Source organism: Corynebacterium sp. H128, from assembly GCF_037482625.1.
Taxonomy (GTDB): domain Bacteria; phylum Actinomycetota; class Actinomycetes; order Mycobacteriales; family Mycobacteriaceae; genus Corynebacterium.
In genome coordinates this window covers 1-16331 of record NZ_JBBHKW010000007.1, presented here as the reverse complement: position 1 = coordinate 16331, position 16331 = coordinate 1, and the positions used below count along the sequence as shown (strand labels likewise).

Genomic DNA, 16331 nt, shown 5'->3' with positions numbered 1-16331 from the left:
CTAGTCTATTAGTTGTTCTGTACATTATTAGGCATCGTGCCTAAATTGGGAATCCCAAGGTCCACGGTCTGGGAAGGCAGTGGTGCCTCCGAGATGGAAACCTGTGGCTCCGTAGTCTTTGGTTTCGATTCCTTGGTCTTAGTTTCCTTCGTCTTCGTCGCCTTTGATTGGCTGCTCGGAGCCTCCGAGGACGGCTCCGTGGTTTCATAGATCGTCGTCGCCTGCGGTACGGACTGCGTGACCGTTTCCTGTGGCGAGGTCGACTTAGAGGTCTTCGGTGCAAGGCTCGTTGTCGGCGCAGTGGTCGCCGGTGCAACCGAGGAGGTAGCCGGTGCCGGCGAAGGTTGCGGATCGTTGCTCATGGTGCGCAGCGCCCACGCGCCACCGCCACCTATGAGCATCGCTAACAGCAGGCCAGCTGCGATCCAACCACCCTTGCCACCTTGCTGGGTTTTCGCAGCGCCAGCCGCTCCCGCAGTACCGACGGCGCCCGGGAGGTGGCTGCTAGGAACCCCAGTCGGGGCGGCCTGCTGCAGTACTTCCGCAGGCGTACCCACCGGCATGACAGTGGTCTGTGCATTTGTTGGAGCATAGGGGGTGGTCTCCGCGACCGGCTGTGGGCTCGGATCACGCGGCGGCTGCCCCAGGCGTACCTGCGAAATTGCGGCGGCGAAGGCGGATCCCTCCGGGAAGCGACGCGTCGCATCCTTGCGCAACGCGACGGCGATGAGCTCGCGCGCCGGGGCGGACACTGTCGTATCCAGCGGCGGGGCCGCATCCTTGATGTGTGAGATGGCCACCGAAACGGAGGAGTCGCCACTGAAAGGGCGAGCGCCGGAAAGCAGCTCGTATCCCACTACGCCAAGGGAATAAATATCGGAGGCGGCGGTGACATTGTGGCCCTGCGCCTGCTCCGGGGAAACATACTGGGCGGTGCCAACCACCATGCCGGTGCGCGTGAGTGGCACTGCGGCCGCGGCCTTTGCGATGCCGAAGTCGGTGATCTTCACGCGGTCTTCCGGTGTGATCATGATATTGCCCGGCTTGATGTCGCGGTGCACCAGGTGCATAGCGTGGATCGTGCCGAGGCCGTGCGCGGCCTGCTCCAGCAGATTCAGGGCGCGCTCTTCGGGGAGCTTGCCTTCCCGGGCAATCAGATCTGCGAGGGATTCGCCGCGGACGAATTCCATGACGATGAAGCAGAAGTTGCGGCCACGGTCGTCGACAAGCTCGCGGTAGTCGTAGGTCGCCACCACATTGGGGTGCTGGATGCTCTCGGCGGTGGTGGCTTCGTTGCGGAAGCGGCTGAGGAATTCCTGGTTGTCCGAGAACTCGGGACGCAGGACCTTGATGGCCACCTCACGGGCATTGCGGACGTCGTCGGCAAGCCACACTGTGGACATGCCACCGTGCCCAATGATCCACTGCAGCCGGTAGTCCGGGCCAATCAGTTCCTGGAGGGCTTCGATGCCGTCGGTGTTGTACGAGGAGGTCATGGAAGAGTCCTTTCTGCGCTAGCGCGCATTCCGTAGCGCAGCATCGATGACTTCGCGGCCGATGGGAGCGGCAACGGAACCACCGGTTGCGGCCTGGCCGCGGTTGCCGCCGTTCTTCACCACGACGGCTACTGCAACATCCGCATCCTGGGATGGTCCAAAGGCTATATACCAAGCGTGCGGGTTAGAGTTACGGGAATCTTCGCCATGCTCGGCGGTACCGGTCTTGGAAGCGATGTCCGCGCCGGTATAACCCGAGGTCATTTTCTCTGAACCGCGCATCAGCTCGGTCAGCGTCTTAGCGATTTCCGGGGAAACAGCCTCATTCAGCTCCTTCGCTTTGGTCTTCTTCAGCGACTTCAAATCGCTGCCGAGAATCTCGGAAACAAGGTGTGGCTCCATCCGCTTGCCACCATTGGCCACGGTGGCTGCGACCACGGCGTTTTGCAGCACGGATAGGGAGACGTCGCGCTGGCCTATCGACGACTGTCCCCGCGCAGCCGCATCCGACAGGTCGCCGATGGTGCCTTGGGTCATTGGGACCCCGAGGTCATAGTTGTCATCCACGCCGAAGTTCTCGGCGGCCTTACTCAGCGCCTGATCGCCCACGTTGATGCCCATTTCTACAAAGGCCGTGTTGCAGGATTTGGCGAAGGCCTGGCGCAGGGTGGTGCTGCTACCACCGCAGGACTGGCCACCATAGTTTTCCAAGGTGGTGTTGGTGTTCGGCAGCGTGATTTGGCGGGCGCCGGTGACGGAGGAATCGGCAGTGTATCCGCTCTCCAGGCCGGCGGCGGTTGTGATCACCTTGAAGGTGGAGCCTGGGGGCAGTGTCTCCTGGGAGGCGTGGTTGAGCATCGGTGCCCCCTCCTGGTTTTGCAGTGCGGCCCAGGTGTCCTCTGCCGTGTTCGGATCTGCGATCAGTGCAGGATCATAGGACGGGGTAGAGGCCATGGCGAGGATCTCGCCGGTCTTCGGCCGGATAGCCACCACGGAACCCTGGTAGCCGCGGCTCGTCAGACCCTCGTAGGCGGCTTGTTGCACGGCAGGTTCCAGGGTGAGCTTTACGGAGGCGCCCGACTTCTCCTTGCCGCTGAGGGTGTCCCACCAGCGGGCGGCGAACAGTGAAGGGTCGGTGCCGCTCAGCACACCGTTATAGGAGGACTCGATCCCCGAGGCGCCGTACACGTCAGAGAGATACCCGAGGGTCGCGCCATAAGGTTGTACGTCATTCGGGTATTGCCGCACGTAGAAATCATCTGCGCCCTTGACCGACTGCGCCAACACCTGGCCGCCGGCCGAGATTTGGCCACGCGGCACAGATTTCATTTCATAGAGGCCGCGGCGGTTGAGGTCGTTCTTGGCGTAGTCCTTGTCTTTGAACACCTGCACTACCGAGAGGTTGACCAGGAGGACAAGGGACATCAGGAGCGCGAAGATCGCGGTATTTCGGATAGCTCGGTTCATTTATCGCACCGCCTGGTGGAAAGAAGTATCGGTGCCAAGTGGGGCAGGCGCATTATCGACGTCCGCTCCATTGCCCACCGGCAGACCTCCGGCAACTGGGACCTGTGCTGGGCGGCTGGCCGAATCAGAGATTCGCAGGATCAGGCCCAGCAGGATGTAGTTAGCCATGAGCGAGGAACCGCCGGCGGACATGAAAGGGGTGGTCAGGCCGGTCATCGGCATGAGAGCGGAGATACCGCCGGTGACCACGAAGATCTGGATGGCCAGGGTGAGGGACAAACCAGCGGCAACCAACTTGCCGTAGGAGTCCTTCACCAGCAGCGCAGTGCGCATGCCACGGGACACAAAGATGGTGAACAGGACCAGGACGGCTGCCAGGCCGATCAGGCCCAGTTCCTCACCAATGGTGGAGAGGATGAAATCAGACCAAGCGACCGGCACGATGTGTGGGTAGCCCTGTCCGAGCCCGGAACCCATGATGCCGCCCCAGGACATTCCAAAGAGGGCTTGGGCCAGCTGACTGCTGGTATCCCAGTTGCCCACTGGGTCCAGGAATAGGCTGAAGCGGTTCTGGATTTTGTCGGAGATTTGGTACACGCCAAATCCGCCGATGGCCACCAGCACCACGCCAATGAGCAGCCATGAAGCCCGGCTGGTTGCCAGGTAGAGCATGCCGAGCACGGTAGCAAAGAGCAACAGGGCAGGGCCGAAGTCATTCTCGCCGGCCATGATGAGCAGGGCGATGGCCCACACCAGCAAGATCGGCGCGAGGTCACGCAGTCGCGGAAACTCCATGCCGAATATCCGGTAACCCGCCACCGTGAACAGGGCGCGCTTATTCACCAGGAGCTGGGCGAAGAACAGCAACAGCAGGATCTTGGAGAACTCGCCGGGCTGAATGGAAAATGGGCCGAGCGTGATCCAGATCTTGGCATCCGCGGCGGTCTCGGGCTGGATGGGCCACGCCATCGGCAAGGCGAGAAGCACTAGGCCAATGGCGCCGAGGAGATAGGAAAAGCGCGAGAGGATTTTGTGGTCACGGATGAACGCAAGCACCACCACCATCAGCACTACGCCGACCAGCGTCCACATCACTTGGCGCGTGGCCATGGAGTTCCCCAGGGCGGAGTCCAGGCGATAGATCATTATCAGCCCTAACCCGTTGAGCAGGGCGGCTACGGGCAGCATAATTTGGTCGGCATAGGGCGCGAGAAAACACAGCGCCAGGTGCGCAATGGTGAATACGCCGACGTATCCGAACACGATGTACAGCACTTCCCGGGTCAACTCGTTGCCGAGGGAGACCTCAAGATTCACCATTGCCACCGCGATGAGGATTGCGGCGAGAATGAGCAGTCCAAACTCGGTGCGTCGCATTGTGAGGCGGGAGAAAATACTCACTTGGCCACCTCCCGGCAGTTCACGCCCGGGGTGTTGAGGTCGCCGGCCAGGGACTCATCAGGGTTGGCGTTATCGCGTTTGATGCACTCTGGCAGGAGCTCGCCGGACAGCCGGGTGACTTGCTGCATGACCTCGTCATAGTTCCCACTAGGCATTGAGCTGAGGGAGGAGCGAGCATCTGGCTTCAGGTCATTGACCACGAACGGCGTGCAATCGGCCGCGCCCTGGTTCACCACCTTCAGCTTGGCGTCCTTGTCCAGGCAGGCCTGCTGGTAGACCGAGTGGAGGTCCTTGCCAAACAGGGAGGTATTGAAGCCTTGTTCGATCACGATTTGTTCGTGTTCGTCGGTGTTTACATAAAAGTTCTCTTTGCCCTTTTCTAACGCGAACCAGCCTGCCGCCGCCAACAGTGCGAGCACGATGATGGCGATCAGCAGGCCGAGCCAGGGCTTGCGCCGCTTCTGCCGGGCGGCCTCTGGGATCTCGGTGAGCTGGTTGGTGACCTCCCCAGAGGGGCTGATGGTCTGCGGTTGGCGTTCCTGCTTGGCGCGCTCGACCATGGTGGCGGCCCGGCCCGCGGCGGTATTAGGGCGGGGATCCTCGGGATCGCCCGCATTGAGCGCGCCTGCGGTCATCGGGGTGATGGGCAGTGCTGGGCCATCGTAGGCCTCGGAATCGATGACATCCGCGATGACCACAGTGACGTTGTCTGGCCCGCCGGAGCGCAGCGCCAGTTCGATGAGTCGAACAGCGGCTTCCCGGGGGGTGCCTTCTGCGAGGGCGGTTTCAATCGTGGAATGGGTGACAGGGTCTGAAAGACCATCAGAGCACAGCAGGATGCGGTCGCCCACCTTGGCGTCAAGCATCCCGAGGGTTGGCTCCACCGGGTGGCCGGTGTAGGCCTTGAGGATCAGGGAACGCTGTGGGTGCGTGGAGATATCCTCGGCATCCAGGGAACCTTCATCTACGAGGGATTGGACGTAGGTGTCATCCCGCGTGATGCGTTCCAGCTTGCCGTCCCGCAGCCGGTAGCCACGGGAATCGCCGACATGCAGCATCCCGAATTGAGTGCCGTCGAACATCAACGTGGTGCAGGTAGTGCCCATTCCTGCGGTTTCGGGATTGGATTTGATGCGTTCCGCGATCGACATGTTGGCATCGTCTGCGACGGAGCCCAACAGGGCGAGCATGTCATTGTCTGCGGGGTCAGCATCCAAGGCACGCAGGTGGTCAATCATGAGCTGGGAGGCTACCTCGCCAGCGGCGTGCCCGCCCATGCCGTCGGCAAGCGCGAGCAGGTAGGGGCCGGCGTAGGCGGAGTCCTCATTATTGCCTCGCACGAGGCCACGGTCTGAAGCGACGGTGTAGTTAAGCTTTAGCATTTATGGCTCCAACCTGACGGTGGTACGTCCAATTTTGATGTCGGTGCCAGGGCGAACACGTTCCGGCTGCTCGATGCGCATGCCAGCCACATAGGTGCCGTTGCGGGAATCCAGATCCTCCACGAACCAATCGTTGCCCCGCTTGAACAGGCGCGCGTGGCGGCCGGAGGCATAATCATCCCCGACAACAAAGTCCGCGTCTTGACTGCGGCCAAGGGTGAGATCTTGCAGGGTGCTGATGTCCATGTGAGAACCCATCAGTGGGCCCTCAATGACCTTCAGCAGGTGCGGGGCGCCCTTATTACCCAGCTTGGGCAGTGGCAGTGCGCTATTGCTCACCGCCGGGCCAGCTGCAACGTTGGCATCGGTGCGGAGCGCGCGCATGACACCCAAGATGAACAGCCACAGCAGCACGAGCAGGCCGATGCGGAAAATGAGCAGAATACCGACATCCATGAGCTGCTATCCCTTCGTGATTCGGACTTCGATGCGCGAATGCCCCAGCGTAATCACGTCGCCATCGGCAAGCATCCAATTATCCACCTGCATGTCATTAACAGTGGTGCCGTTCGTGGATTGCAGGTCAGTCAGGACGGCGTCCGCGCCATCCCAGGAGATCTCCGCATGCTCGCGGCTCACCCCAGTGTCAGGCAGCCGCAGGTCCGCCTCCGACCCGCGCCCAATGATGTTGGAGCCTTCCTTCACCGCATAGGTGCGGCTGGATCCGTCCTGCAGCAACAGATTAAGGTGCTGGGTCTGCTGCGGTGCTTGCTTCTCGACGTCCATAGCTTCCTCCACACGTGGCTGCTTCATAGGGGTTGGTGCTGCTTTAACGGGAGGCGGCGCCGGCAATTCAACATCACCGTCGGACTCCGATTCCACCTTCAGTTGACCCGTCTTCAGTGACTCATCAGCCGCAATAGTGACCACCACCGGGCCGAGAGCCGTCCAACCCTGATTACGGATATGGCGGGCCATCTGATCAGAAAAATCTGCCGCCAGTGAGGGGTGATGCTCGTTTAAGTTCTCTCGATCCTGCTCGGATACCAGCACCCTAAACACATTCGGCGCCTCCACATAACCCTCATACGTATGTACGCGGTTATCCTCCGCCTCCTGTTTCAGCGCTTCCTCAATCTCCGGCGGCACAACGCGACCACCAAAAACCCTGGCCAGGCCGTTATCCAGCCCACGCTGCATCGCAGAATCCAAACGAGCGAATCGATCCATCAAACCCACGAGCACACCTCCCTTCTCTAGCTACAACGTGTCCAGTATAGGGGTTTGTTCCCCATGTCCTAACTTTCTCTTGGGGTTTTGTCATGCTGAACAGGCGATTTGTTGATTCTCTAAGGCAACATGCTAAATTAGGTGAGTCGCAAATGCTTAGGTTTTTGAGTCACTCGGGCGAGTGGCGGAATGGCAGACGCGCTGGCTTCAGGTGCCAGTGTCCGTAAGGACGTGGGGGTTCAAGTCCCCCTTCGCCCACAGTGAGCGGTTCACGAACCGCAAGGACCGGAGATCACAAACTCGAAAGAGGGAGTGACCTCCGGTTTCTTTTGTTTTCGTGTTCGCTAGTGTATCGGACTGGGGAGTGGGGACTTGCGGATGCAAGTCCCACAATGAGTGGAAAAGTGCTGCCTTCTACTCGGATTTGAATGGAAGATAGTACCTACTCGATATCATGAGGTGTGTGGATTATGTCACTGGTGAACCGGCTGTCGTGATAGCTAGCCGAATTTTTCTTCCCGCATCTTCTGCCGTGTTTCCTCGAGAATAGGCAGGGCATACTCGTCGCTGAGAATGTAGCCTTTCTCAGTTTTAGTGAGCACACCTTCTCGCTCGTGGAACATAAACCACGCTTCACATGTTCCAAGGTTGGTATTGAAGTTTGCTATTCCACCGGGGGCGACGAACGAGCCTCGGGACATTGAACTAAGATTTGGAGTAGGCATCTCGTTGCCTTCCGAATCAGGCCATCCAAAAAAGCTTGCCCCACTGTGGTGTGGCTGTACGTGTTGGACGGCCCAGTACAGTACGTCCAAGAAGCGTTTTCCTTTCGGATCATGCTCGATTCGGCCTGCAAGTGCCTTTGCCATCGGCAAACCTAAGTACCGGAGGATGTCTTCGAGATCATCGACCCCCGTGGCATCGATGACTGCTCGTAGTTCTTCATTGATCGGCCCATGCAAGACGCCTTCAATAGCAAGCCCTTTATAGTCGGGTGCTTCTTTGGACAGGTCTGGGTGCGGTGCCAGCATGCTAAGGAAATCCTCGAAGGAGTCAGCGATCTGGAGGATCTCCCCATCCGGGTCGGTGTCGATGTAGAGCACACCCAGCGGTGCAAACTCCGCTAATTCGTAGTTGATGGCGAAGCATTGGTGCATGCCGTCTTCAGAAATGGCGCACAAAAGCACGCCGTTGGGGAGGTCCCATTCGTCCATGAGGAATGGTGCGTACTCGGCAAGATCGAGGTTGGTGCCGCTGTCGGTGTGGCCGTTGCCGAGGATGCAGTCGATCATGATTCCTTCGGGGTCGACGTTATCTGAGTCGATGCCGGTGATCATGCAGTATTTTTCGGCCAATTGTCCGCCACCGGTTTGCTTGATCACATCACGGTATGCGGCAGGTAGTTCACGCCCGAGTGCCGCTTCGATGTCTTTGATACGTTTCGCGTTCGCCGGGGTGCCGAGGGAGTCGAAGTACTTCTTGTAGCGTTTAAACATTGGGTTCTCTTAGTGTGTGCGTTGGTCGTGGAACTTGGTGATGTAATCCTTGAAGAATCCTAGTCTCTGGCGTGCGAGTGCTTCGCGGAGCTCATCAATTAGCTGAGCGCGGTAACCCGGTTCTAGAACGTATCCCTGGTCGGTTGGGATGATTTTGCCCTCTTTGAGCCGGAAGTCCCACCACCTTGTGAACACGATGTCCATAGAGCCAGGGCCCGCGATTGTTTTCCCGGGAAGAGTGAATCCGAAAAGAGCTGTGGCTATTTGCGGGAAGTCATCAATGCGGCGACTGGAAAATTCACCGTGTCTTCGGAGAATATCCAGCTCGCTAACCTGCCGAGAGGAAGTCACAAGGATGAGGGCTACCTCCAGCACGCTGGTATCACTTTGTCTTACACGTACGGGCTTTTCCCAAGTTGGGAGATGAAGCTCTCGAAATCATCCGCAAGGCACACGATGTCCTCGATTTCTGCATCGACGAAGAGGACTGAATTGGGTGGGAATTCTTTGCGGTCACGGTTGAGTGCAACGAAACTGGAGGCAGAGCCGTCTACGAGGGAGATGGGCAGAACACCCTCGGGCAGCTCCCATGCCAGTGCCATGTAGGGGCCTTCTTCATCGAGGTTGTTCTTTGTGCCAGTGTAGGATCCGTTTCCGAAGAAACCCCACAGTGCGAAACCATCAGGGAATCCAAAGGCATCTAGCTGGGCCGGGAAGAAGCGCTTTTCGTAGGCGAGTTGCCCCGCCTGTTGTGTGGATTATGTGGCGATAGTCCTCGGGCAGGGTCATGCCGATGTTTGATTCGATGTCCTGCAGCCGCTGTTGCGAACATGGTTCAGCACATGTGCTGAAGAGTTTTGTAAAGTCGACCATTTAAATTTTCTTGTCACGTGGGAAATGGAGTAGCCGCCTGTATCTGGAACCAATGCTATTCGGTTCTGGATACAGGCGGCACCTAGGAATCAGTGAGAGGTAGAGGCTTGGCAGGGCATGGTCAGGGTTGCTCAGCGATTGTTTCGTTGCGGAAGCCCTCGAAGCCCCAGTATGTCCGATCCCACCAGGTGATCGTTTCGTTGAGGACAATGGTGATCAGGTGATCGGGCAGGATGATTTCCCCGAATTGAACTATCGCGTTGATCCCTTGGCTCTTAAGGCCAGCGGCGAACTCTTCATCGGTTGTTTTTCGGGGATCAAGGCACAGGCCGAGGAAGGTGTCGCGGTAGATGTCGGTGAGGGCAACAGTGACGCAGGTGTTGTCTTCGATTCGGCTGACTACCAACGAATATTCTTCGTCGTTGTCTCTGTCGGGGATGTCAATCCAGGCTTCGAGTTCGTCGTCTGCTGGTTGTTGACTGTCCAGGCAGGCTTTGATGGCGTCATCGAGTGTGCCGCCGAGGGGAAACGGCAGCGTGTAGTCGGTGGTGAAGTTCATGGGGTTCCTTGTGTGGTGGGAAAGGCTGTCCAGACGATGGAGGAGAGTTTTCCTTTTTCGTAGTAGATCTCGATGGGGGCGTTATCCAGGCTAATCTTCTCTTCGTCGATATGCGCTGGTATCCCTTGTGCGTGCAGGGCCTTATGAAACGGGATAGCCCTGAGCTTGAGGGGAATTCCGAGCAAGGTGTCATTGGGTTCGAATTCAGAGAGCTCAAGGTCGAATACTCTTCGGTTCTTTATCGAGCCTTGAAGGAGTCGTTGCTTGCCTTCGATTTCTGTATATCCTCTGATAACAGCCCCGAGTTTCGGGTGTATCCATGTTCGATCCTCAATGTCGATTTTGGCTAGGCATGATGCGTAGCTTTCTGGTGATTCTCCTGGGCTGAGTGCTTCGAAGAAGCTGAGTTCAAAATCCATTGTGAAGTCTCCTAAACTTCTGTAGTTCTAAAGTCCTTTTTCATGAAACCCTTTTCCAAAGCGTAGTCCAGCATCTCATTTAGAGCATCTGTGTACTTGCCAGGGAACTTTTCTTCGATATCGCGGTATTCAATCTCAAAAATTTCATCGGTACGACCACTTTGGATTAGTTCTTCCTGGTAAGCCCTGTATTCTTTGGAGCCTGTACCATTCTTAAATGAAAGAGTTTGAGCGTGGTCTTCAGGGAGCATCTGAATGGCGGGGCCTTTATACTCGCTCAGATCACCGGGAAGATCGGAGCGCACATTCCGCATAACCGATTGGGCGACAATATGATGCCGTTCGAATGAGACGTATTCCACACCAGGTGCTTTACGAACATTGGATGTTGAAAGATTTGTGTAGTGGCCCCCGCGGAATCCCTTGCCACCAGGTGGAAAAATGGAGCATTTGAGCGCAACGAATGCAAAGCTTGGTGTGCCTCGGTCTGTCGATGTTTTATGGGAATTACCGAAGTTAAAGGACCACGCTGGTCGATCCAGGCGAACAGCAGACGTCAAAGGACATGAAGGGATGCTTCGTGCTGCTTCGAGCTTGTTTGCAGTCCATACCTTCCTTGCTTCAAGCGCCTTCCTGATTTCCGGCACTTGGCCCAGCAGCTTCCTTACCGCTGAAACTGCTTTGCCAGCCTTGAGGAGCTTTCCAACGGGTAAGAAGTTCACTGCTGTCCACAAACATCCGGCAATGTCTCCTTTGAAACAGTTGATTGCGTCAGTGACACCAATCAAATCAAGAATCAGGTCGAGTGCTTCCTTACCTATCTGCTCTTTAAGGATTTCAAGAACCCCAGGGGGGGCCTCAATACCTTCCCCTGCGTCTGCGCTTAGGTCTTGGGCTGCTTGGATCTCTACCTGCTCGGCATGCCATTTGTCCATCGCAATCCGATAAGCCTCGTCTGCGGCTTGTGCCGCCAGGTCAGCATCCTTGCCGGCGGCGACTGCGGAGGCGCGCGCATCAGCTGCTGATGAGGCGGCTTCGTTGGCGGATTGGTGTGCGGCTGCGGCGTAGCTTGCTGCTTGGTCGGCGTTGGCTGTGAAGCCTCGAGACACCGAATAGGAACTATGTCATGGAACTAGACACCCCTTCGCCCACAGTGAGCGGTTCACGAACTGCAAGGACCGGAGATCACAAACTTGAAAGAGGGAGTGACCTCCGGTTTCTTTTGTTTTCGTGTTTTCAACTGCAGTTATGACATGTATGGCAGTGACCCTAGCTTCCGTGGTCAGGTCAACATACCCGGGGTAAGGTTCAGGCCCATGGGCATTGAATTTCCGAAGGTTGTCGACAAGGCGGCGTTGGCCCTGATTACATATCAGGATTATTGGTCACGTGAAGTGGCGTTTCGCCCCGAAGAGACTTTCGCGCGTCTCGAGTCGGGTAGGCCTCTTGAAGACTCTTTTCGAGCTCTGCTTGGGCGGGACAAGACATGGCTTTTCCTGCTGTCGTCTCCGACGGTTGCCGAGGAAACCGCAAGACAGCTGATCGCTGCGCTGAGGTGGACAATCGACTCCGGCTTTCACGAGCTCTATGCGCGGCAACTTTGCGCAGGGCTTCCCGTAGAGTCTGGTCCGAGAACCGAGCTGGTTACGTCATTTGCTTTAGACAGGGAGGAGTCGCCAGTTTACAAGGAGAACTTGCTTGCCGACGAGCTCTTCGCCCGAGAATTGGACACCCTGTTGGCCTGGAAAAAGCAACAGAACTACCAAGCAATGGAATTCCCCGGTGGCTTAGACTTAAATGCGGTATCGAACTATGTGGGGGAGCGAACTTCGTTACCGGAGCCATCTGCACGCTTGTTATTTTCGGCGGTGGCCAATGGTGGCCTGCGAACAGAATCTAAGTATGAAAAGGCTGACTTAAAGAAAACTGGGTTGACTCCAAGCCAAGCAGCGACTGCTCAATGGTTCTATGAGCCAGACGGGCTGGAACCTCCTCGCTCCCTACTGCTTGGCCTGACTTGGCATCCCGGGTATTTCCGGAGTGGCCCAAACCTTGATGCCTTTGTGGAGTGGTGGTGCCACCGCTATGGCCCCAAGTGGATCAACCTGACAAATGAGCAGTTCTGGGATTATCTCACTACCGCAGAGTCTGCCTATGGCACATATGGAGAAATCGCAGTTGTCCGTTCCCTCCTGCGGTCGTCTGGTTATCAAGTGGATGGCTCAATTCGGAAATTGACATCACTTTTGAATATTGCGATGTATGTAGCTCCGCAATCCAAGGAAGCGCTTGAAATCGCAGATGCTTTAGCTCGTGAGTCAATTCCTTCACCTGACCCTTTTCCAGACTCACCGGGTTCACTGATGAAGAAAGAAATGCTAGAAAATCCCTTGAGGAAGGATCCAGAGGCGACGATTGTGGAGGTGCTTGAACACACCGCAGATTTTCAGGATCCGAAACTGAGTGGCACAACAAAGTATTTGGGGACCTGGGGAGTGCAAACTGGAAAAATCGATGAGTGGTTTGAGTGGCTTCGAAATGGTACCGACCCCCAATTAACTTCCCGTGATCCCCGCTTGTCTGCTCCTGAAGCGTTAGCGAAGATTCAGCAGAGGTTCAATCTCAGCGAAGATGCCGCCTGCTACTACCTGCAAATTGCAGTGCTCACAGTTCCCAAGGATATTTGGATCCGCCGATGGAACGATTGGTCTGCGGCTCGACTTAAAGAGGCATCTACCGAGCTTATCGACGCCAACTTAGTCATCCACGAAAAGCGGACGAATGCCGGACGGACAGTGTTCCTCCCAGGCCGGTGGCATAACCGCAGCGACACTGGTCCTGCTATGGAGGCCCCAAAACTCGAGCTCTATTTGGCGTGGAAATCGGTGGCGTCTCGACCACTTATTGAGGGTGCTCCTCCGTGGAAGCCACTCGGATTGATGTTTGACGAAGTCGCTGGGTATCTCGTCGGCGCAGAGTAATTGCAGTCCGTCAGCCGACTTGTTCTTGCCAAGTGGATAATCTGGCGGTTAGTATGCGGATAATCTGGCGGTTAGCATGAAGATATTCTGGCGGTTAGTGTGCTACGGTGCTGGTTATGGCACTGAAGGACCCTGGAGAAAGCAGATACCTGAGTCGGTACATTGATATTGAGCTCGACGAGTTGACTGGCGCGCCGGCGATTGCTGTTGATGGTGCGAAGGGTGTGGGAAAGTCGGAAACCACGAAGCGCCGTGCCACGAAGGTCTATCAGCTTGATCGAGTGAACGAACGGGAGCTGTTGCAGGCCCGTTTAGACGACTTACTATCGGTTGCGGAAGTGCTTTGTCTCGATGAATGGCAGCATCTTCCGGAAGTGTGGGATGTGGTTCGTCGTAAGGTGGACGATCGAACGGTGACTAAGTTCCTGCTTACCGGAAGTGCAACACCTCGAAGTGATGCGGACACGCACTCCGGAGCTGGGCGGATTTTGAGCCTGCGCATGCGTCCTTTGACTGTTTCGGAGCGGGACGAAACCGAACCATCGGTGCTGATCAGCGAGATGTTCGAAGGTCGAATGAACGTATCCGGCACCACGAGCTGGGGGTTGGTTGACTATGCCGAGGCTATTTGTTCCACTGGGTTGCCTGGAATCTATAAGTTGAGTGGCCGTGGGCGTCGACAAGCAATTGCGTCATACATTCAACGCGTCATCGATAGAGACATCCCAGACCAGGGCTTGATGGTGCGTAAGCCGGAATCCATGCGGGCGTGGTGGGCAGCCTATGCAGCAGCTTCCTCAACGACGACCGCATACAACAAGATTCTCGACGCAGCCACGCCCGCTGATACTGGAAAGATTTCTAAGGATGCAGCGCTGGGGTATCGAGACGCGCTGACATCGTTGTGGTTACTTGACCCCGTCCCGGCTTGGTTTCCAAATCGGTCTCCATTCAAGAAACTGACTACCGGTCCGAAGCACCAAATTTTCGATCCCGGTGTCGCGGCAGCACTGCTTGGAGTCACTCCGCAGATGCTGGTGTCGCAGGATCCCGGAACATGGGAGTTGTTTGGTCAGCTGTTTGAATCGCTGGTGACTCTGACCGTTCGAGCAGCCGGGCAAGCAGCGGAGGCCCATACTGCCCATCTCAGAACCCAAGGTGGCACCCATGAAGTCGACTTGATCCTCGAGCGCTACGACGGCAAGGTCATTGCGTTCGAAGTCAAGCTGAAGCCGACCCCGACTGATAGCGATGTTCGCCATTTGCATTGGCTCGGCGAGCAGTTGGGGGATCGGTTGGTGGAAAAAGTTGTGGTCACCACAGGCACCGATGCTTATCGACGAACGGATGGTGTCACTGTGGTGCCTCTAGCGTTGCTGGGGTAGGTGGCACTATCGGCATTCTTGCTTTTGGGCAATTAATGACCTCGTCACTTTTGTGCTTCTTAGTGAGTGCGGCTTTGTGCCGATTTTGATGCTGCGGGCAACCCCATGGTGGCCACGGCATCGGCCAAGACAAGGGTGCGGTGTTGGATGTTCTCCCACTCCCCTGGGCTAACCCCGTAGGCGACAACACGGTCAACGCTAATTGTCGTGACTTGTCGCAGGGCACCTTCGAAGTAATGGGCGTCGAAACCTGGATCATAGTCCTTAGCCAAGTGCATTAACTTAGGTAGGCAGTAATCGCCAGTGTTCATGATTGCTTCGAGATCAAGGAAGTCGCGGGCTTCAGTTCGACCAAAGACAGCCAGAACTTTGTTAGTTACCGCGTCGTCTTTGTGTAGAACGGGGCCGACTGAAGTGCCCCGGGTTTTGTTCCTAGGCATGTGCCTTGATTTCCAATATCTCATGGCTCGGGTTGCCGGTCCACAACTCTCCCTCGACCTCAGCCGGCGTACGGTAGTTCAGATTTTGTTGAAGCCGTGGCTGGGGCGGCAAGTGGAGTCCTGGATGTTGCGATGAACACCGCCGGCATCAACTACCAGCAGCGATGTGGCGTGCAGATACTCTCCAGGCTGCATGGCGGTTACAGCCTCGGGGTGCTGGCGGGTGCTGGAAGCGCAGTCATCGCCACTAGCGCAAAGGCAAGTGTTGTCGAGCATTTCTGCGTTATGGCGGCGGCGCTCGCAATGTTGGTGGCGATTGCCGCCCCTGCGTTGTGGCAGTAGCCAGCTAACGACGCGGTGGAGATGACGGCGCAGCGCGTTCAGCCAGCTTTGCTGCCGACGTCGATAGGCGTGCTCGCGGTGTGTGGGCTGCTAATCGAAGGGCTCATTACGGACTGGTCGGCGCTGCTCATCACGCGCGATTTTGGCGGGCCTGAGTCTTGGGGCGCGGTGGGATTGACGATATTCAGCGTCGCCATGTTCATTTCACGCTCGAGCGGGGACGTTGCTATTGCCCGCCTCGGGGAGTGGCGGCTGCTCGTGCTGAGTGCTGCGTCGATAGTGACCGCGATCTTGTTGAGCATTGGTACGGGCGACCCGCTGGTCATGGTGCTGGGCATCGGCATTATTGGCCTCGTCCTCGGGCCGCTGTTCCCACTAGCGATCGCCCGAGCCAGTCGCGTTGCCCCCGGTCAGGAAGCTACGATGACGGCTCGAGTTAGTGCCGTCGGCTACCTCGCGTATCTATTGGGGCCGCCCATGATTGGCGCTATTGCCGACGCCCTTGGCCTGCCAACCACGCTGGGCCTGATTGTCTGTCTTGCATGTGCGGGGATTGTGGCGGCGCGCGCCTCCACTTCTACTTGGTGAAAGCCAGTGCAACCTTTTTCGGCATTGGGCACGGGGGCTTGGAATGGGAAGCGAATCGGGGTTTGGGTGCTTTCGAATCCGTCACTACTACTTCAAGAACTCGAAAAGCCCAGGAGGGCGATGTAGGCCTGATTCGAGCTTGCTTGGCGGTGTCAAGCTGTGAATGCACCATTGAGTGTTTTCATCAGTATCTCACGAGGAGTGCACCCACCCAGCACGATTCGCGGAGTGTCATTGAGCTCATCTTGCACAAACTGGACATGCTCGGCAGT

Annotated in this window: 18 protein-coding genes, 1 tRNA gene and 1 pseudogene; 5 read left to right on the top strand and 15 right to left on the bottom strand. The window is 57.1% G+C overall.

The genetic code is table 11. The features are described from left to right. Nucleotides 1-8: 8 nt before the first annotated feature. The 6 genes from WG915_RS07450 to WG915_RS07425 are packed head-to-tail and all read right to left on the bottom strand — an operon-like array spanning nt 9 to nt 6976. Nucleotides 9-1496, bottom strand: coding sequence for a serine/threonine-protein kinase (locus WG915_RS07450; RefSeq protein ID WP_339564754.1), 1488 nt, complete (start codon nt 1494-1496; stop codon nt 9-11). Nucleotides 1497-1514: 18 nt separating this feature from the next. Further along, the gene (locus tag WG915_RS07445) at nt 1515-2963 is read right to left on the bottom strand and encodes a penicillin-binding transpeptidase domain-containing protein (protein WP_339564753.1); all 1449 of its coding nucleotides are present in this window, start codon (nt 2961-2963) and stop codon (nt 1515-1517) included. Then, nucleotides 2964-4364: an FtsW/RodA/SpoVE family cell cycle protein gene (locus WG915_RS07440; RefSeq protein ID WP_339564752.1), complete on the bottom strand. Its 1401-nt coding sequence runs from the start codon at nt 4362-4364 to the stop codon at nt 2964-2966. Next, entirely contained in the window at nt 4361-5746 is a 1386-nt protein-coding gene (locus tag WG915_RS07435; RefSeq protein WP_339564751.1) for a PP2C family protein-serine/threonine phosphatase, read from the bottom strand. The genes WG915_RS07440 and WG915_RS07435 overlap by 4 nt, the downstream gene beginning before the upstream one ends. After that, on the bottom strand, nt 5747-6202 hold the full coding sequence (locus WG915_RS07430) for an FHA domain-containing protein FhaB/FipA (protein ID WP_339564750.1): 456 nt from the start codon (nt 6200-6202) through the stop codon (nt 5747-5749). Between the two features lie 6 nt (nt 6203-6208). After that, the gene (locus WG915_RS07425) at nt 6209-6976 is read right to left on the bottom strand and encodes a DUF3662 and FHA domain-containing protein (protein ID WP_445227800.1); all 768 of its coding nucleotides are present in this window, start codon (nt 6974-6976) and stop codon (nt 6209-6211) included. Between the two features lie 175 nt (nt 6977-7151). Here WG915_RS07425 and WG915_RS07420 point away from each other — a divergent pair. After that, nucleotides 7152-7234, top strand: a tRNA-Leu gene (locus WG915_RS07420). Nucleotides 7235-7476: 242 nt separating this feature from the next. Here WG915_RS07420 and WG915_RS07415 read toward each other — a convergent pair. The 7 genes from WG915_RS07415 to WG915_RS07390 all read right to left on the bottom strand — a co-directional run bounded on the left by WG915_RS07415 (nt 7477) and on the right by WG915_RS07390 (nt 11432). Beyond that, nucleotides 7477-8472, bottom strand: coding sequence for an SMI1/KNR4 family protein (locus WG915_RS07415; RefSeq protein ID WP_339564748.1), 996 nt, complete (start codon nt 8470-8472; stop codon nt 7477-7479). 9 nt (nt 8473-8481) lie between these two features. After that, a complete protein-coding gene (locus tag WG915_RS07410) occupies nt 8482-8847 on the bottom strand; it encodes a hypothetical protein (protein WP_339564747.1) in 366 nt (121 codons plus the stop codon). A 17-nt stretch (nt 8848-8864) separates the two neighbouring features. Then, entirely contained in the window at nt 8865-9074 is a 210-nt protein-coding gene (locus WG915_RS07405; protein ID WP_339564746.1) for a hypothetical protein, read from the bottom strand. A gap of 79 nt (nt 9075-9153) precedes the next feature. After that, nucleotides 9154-9345: an SMI1/KNR4 family protein gene (locus WG915_RS11605; protein ID WP_445227799.1), complete on the bottom strand. Its 192-nt coding sequence runs from the start codon at nt 9343-9345 to the stop codon at nt 9154-9156. A gap of 121 nt (nt 9346-9466) precedes the next feature. Next, nucleotides 9467-9904 carry a hypothetical protein gene (locus WG915_RS07400; RefSeq protein ID WP_339564745.1) on the bottom strand — a complete coding sequence of 146 codons (438 nt, stop codon included), beginning with the start codon at nt 9902-9904 and terminating at the stop codon, nt 9467-9469. After that, entirely contained in the window at nt 9901-10323 is a 423-nt protein-coding gene (locus tag WG915_RS07395) for a hypothetical protein (protein WP_339564744.1), read from the bottom strand. Before WG915_RS07395 ends, WG915_RS07400 begins: the two co-directional genes overlap by 4 nt. 11 nt (nt 10324-10334) lie before the next feature. After that, the gene (locus WG915_RS07390; RefSeq protein ID WP_339564743.1) at nt 10335-11432 is read right to left on the bottom strand and encodes a hypothetical protein; all 1098 of its coding nucleotides are present in this window, start codon (nt 11430-11432) and stop codon (nt 10335-10337) included. Nucleotides 11433-11528: 96 nt separating this feature from the next. Here WG915_RS07390 and WG915_RS07385 point away from each other — a divergent pair, with 96 nt between their 5' ends. Both WG915_RS07385 and WG915_RS07380 read left to right on the top strand, forming a co-directional pair. After that, nucleotides 11529-13304 carry a hypothetical protein gene (locus tag WG915_RS07385; RefSeq protein WP_339564742.1) on the top strand — a complete coding sequence of 592 codons (1776 nt, stop codon included), beginning with the start codon at nt 11529-11531 and terminating at the stop codon, nt 13302-13304. Between the two features lie 116 nt (nt 13305-13420). Continuing rightward, nucleotides 13421-14689 (top strand): ATP-binding protein, encoded by a 1269-nt coding sequence (locus tag WG915_RS07380; RefSeq protein ID WP_339564741.1) that lies wholly within the window; start codon nt 13421-13423, stop codon nt 14687-14689. A gap of 59 nt (nt 14690-14748) precedes the next feature. On the opposite strand, the gene WG915_RS07375 is transcribed toward WG915_RS07380, so the two are convergent. Further along, the gene (locus WG915_RS07375) at nt 14749-15129 is read right to left on the bottom strand and encodes a hypothetical protein (protein WP_339564740.1); all 381 of its coding nucleotides are present in this window, start codon (nt 15127-15129) and stop codon (nt 14749-14751) included. Nucleotides 15130-15225: 96 nt separating this feature from the next. Between WG915_RS07375 and WG915_RS07370 the strand changes: the two genes are divergently transcribed. Both WG915_RS07370 and WG915_RS07365 read left to right on the top strand, forming a co-directional pair. Further along, nucleotides 15226-15471 (top strand): hypothetical protein, encoded by a 246-nt coding sequence (locus WG915_RS07370; RefSeq protein ID WP_339564739.1) that lies wholly within the window; start codon nt 15226-15228, stop codon nt 15469-15471. Between the two features lie 21 nt (nt 15472-15492). Then, the gene (locus tag WG915_RS07365) at nt 15493-16059 is read left to right on the top strand and encodes a hypothetical protein (RefSeq protein WP_339564738.1); all 567 of its coding nucleotides are present in this window, start codon (nt 15493-15495) and stop codon (nt 16057-16059) included. A 152-nt stretch (nt 16060-16211) separates the two neighbouring features. Here the strand turns inward: WG915_RS07365 and WG915_RS07360 are convergent. Next, nucleotides 16212-16331, bottom strand: a pseudogene (locus tag WG915_RS07360) (IS30 family transposase); the annotation flags it as partial.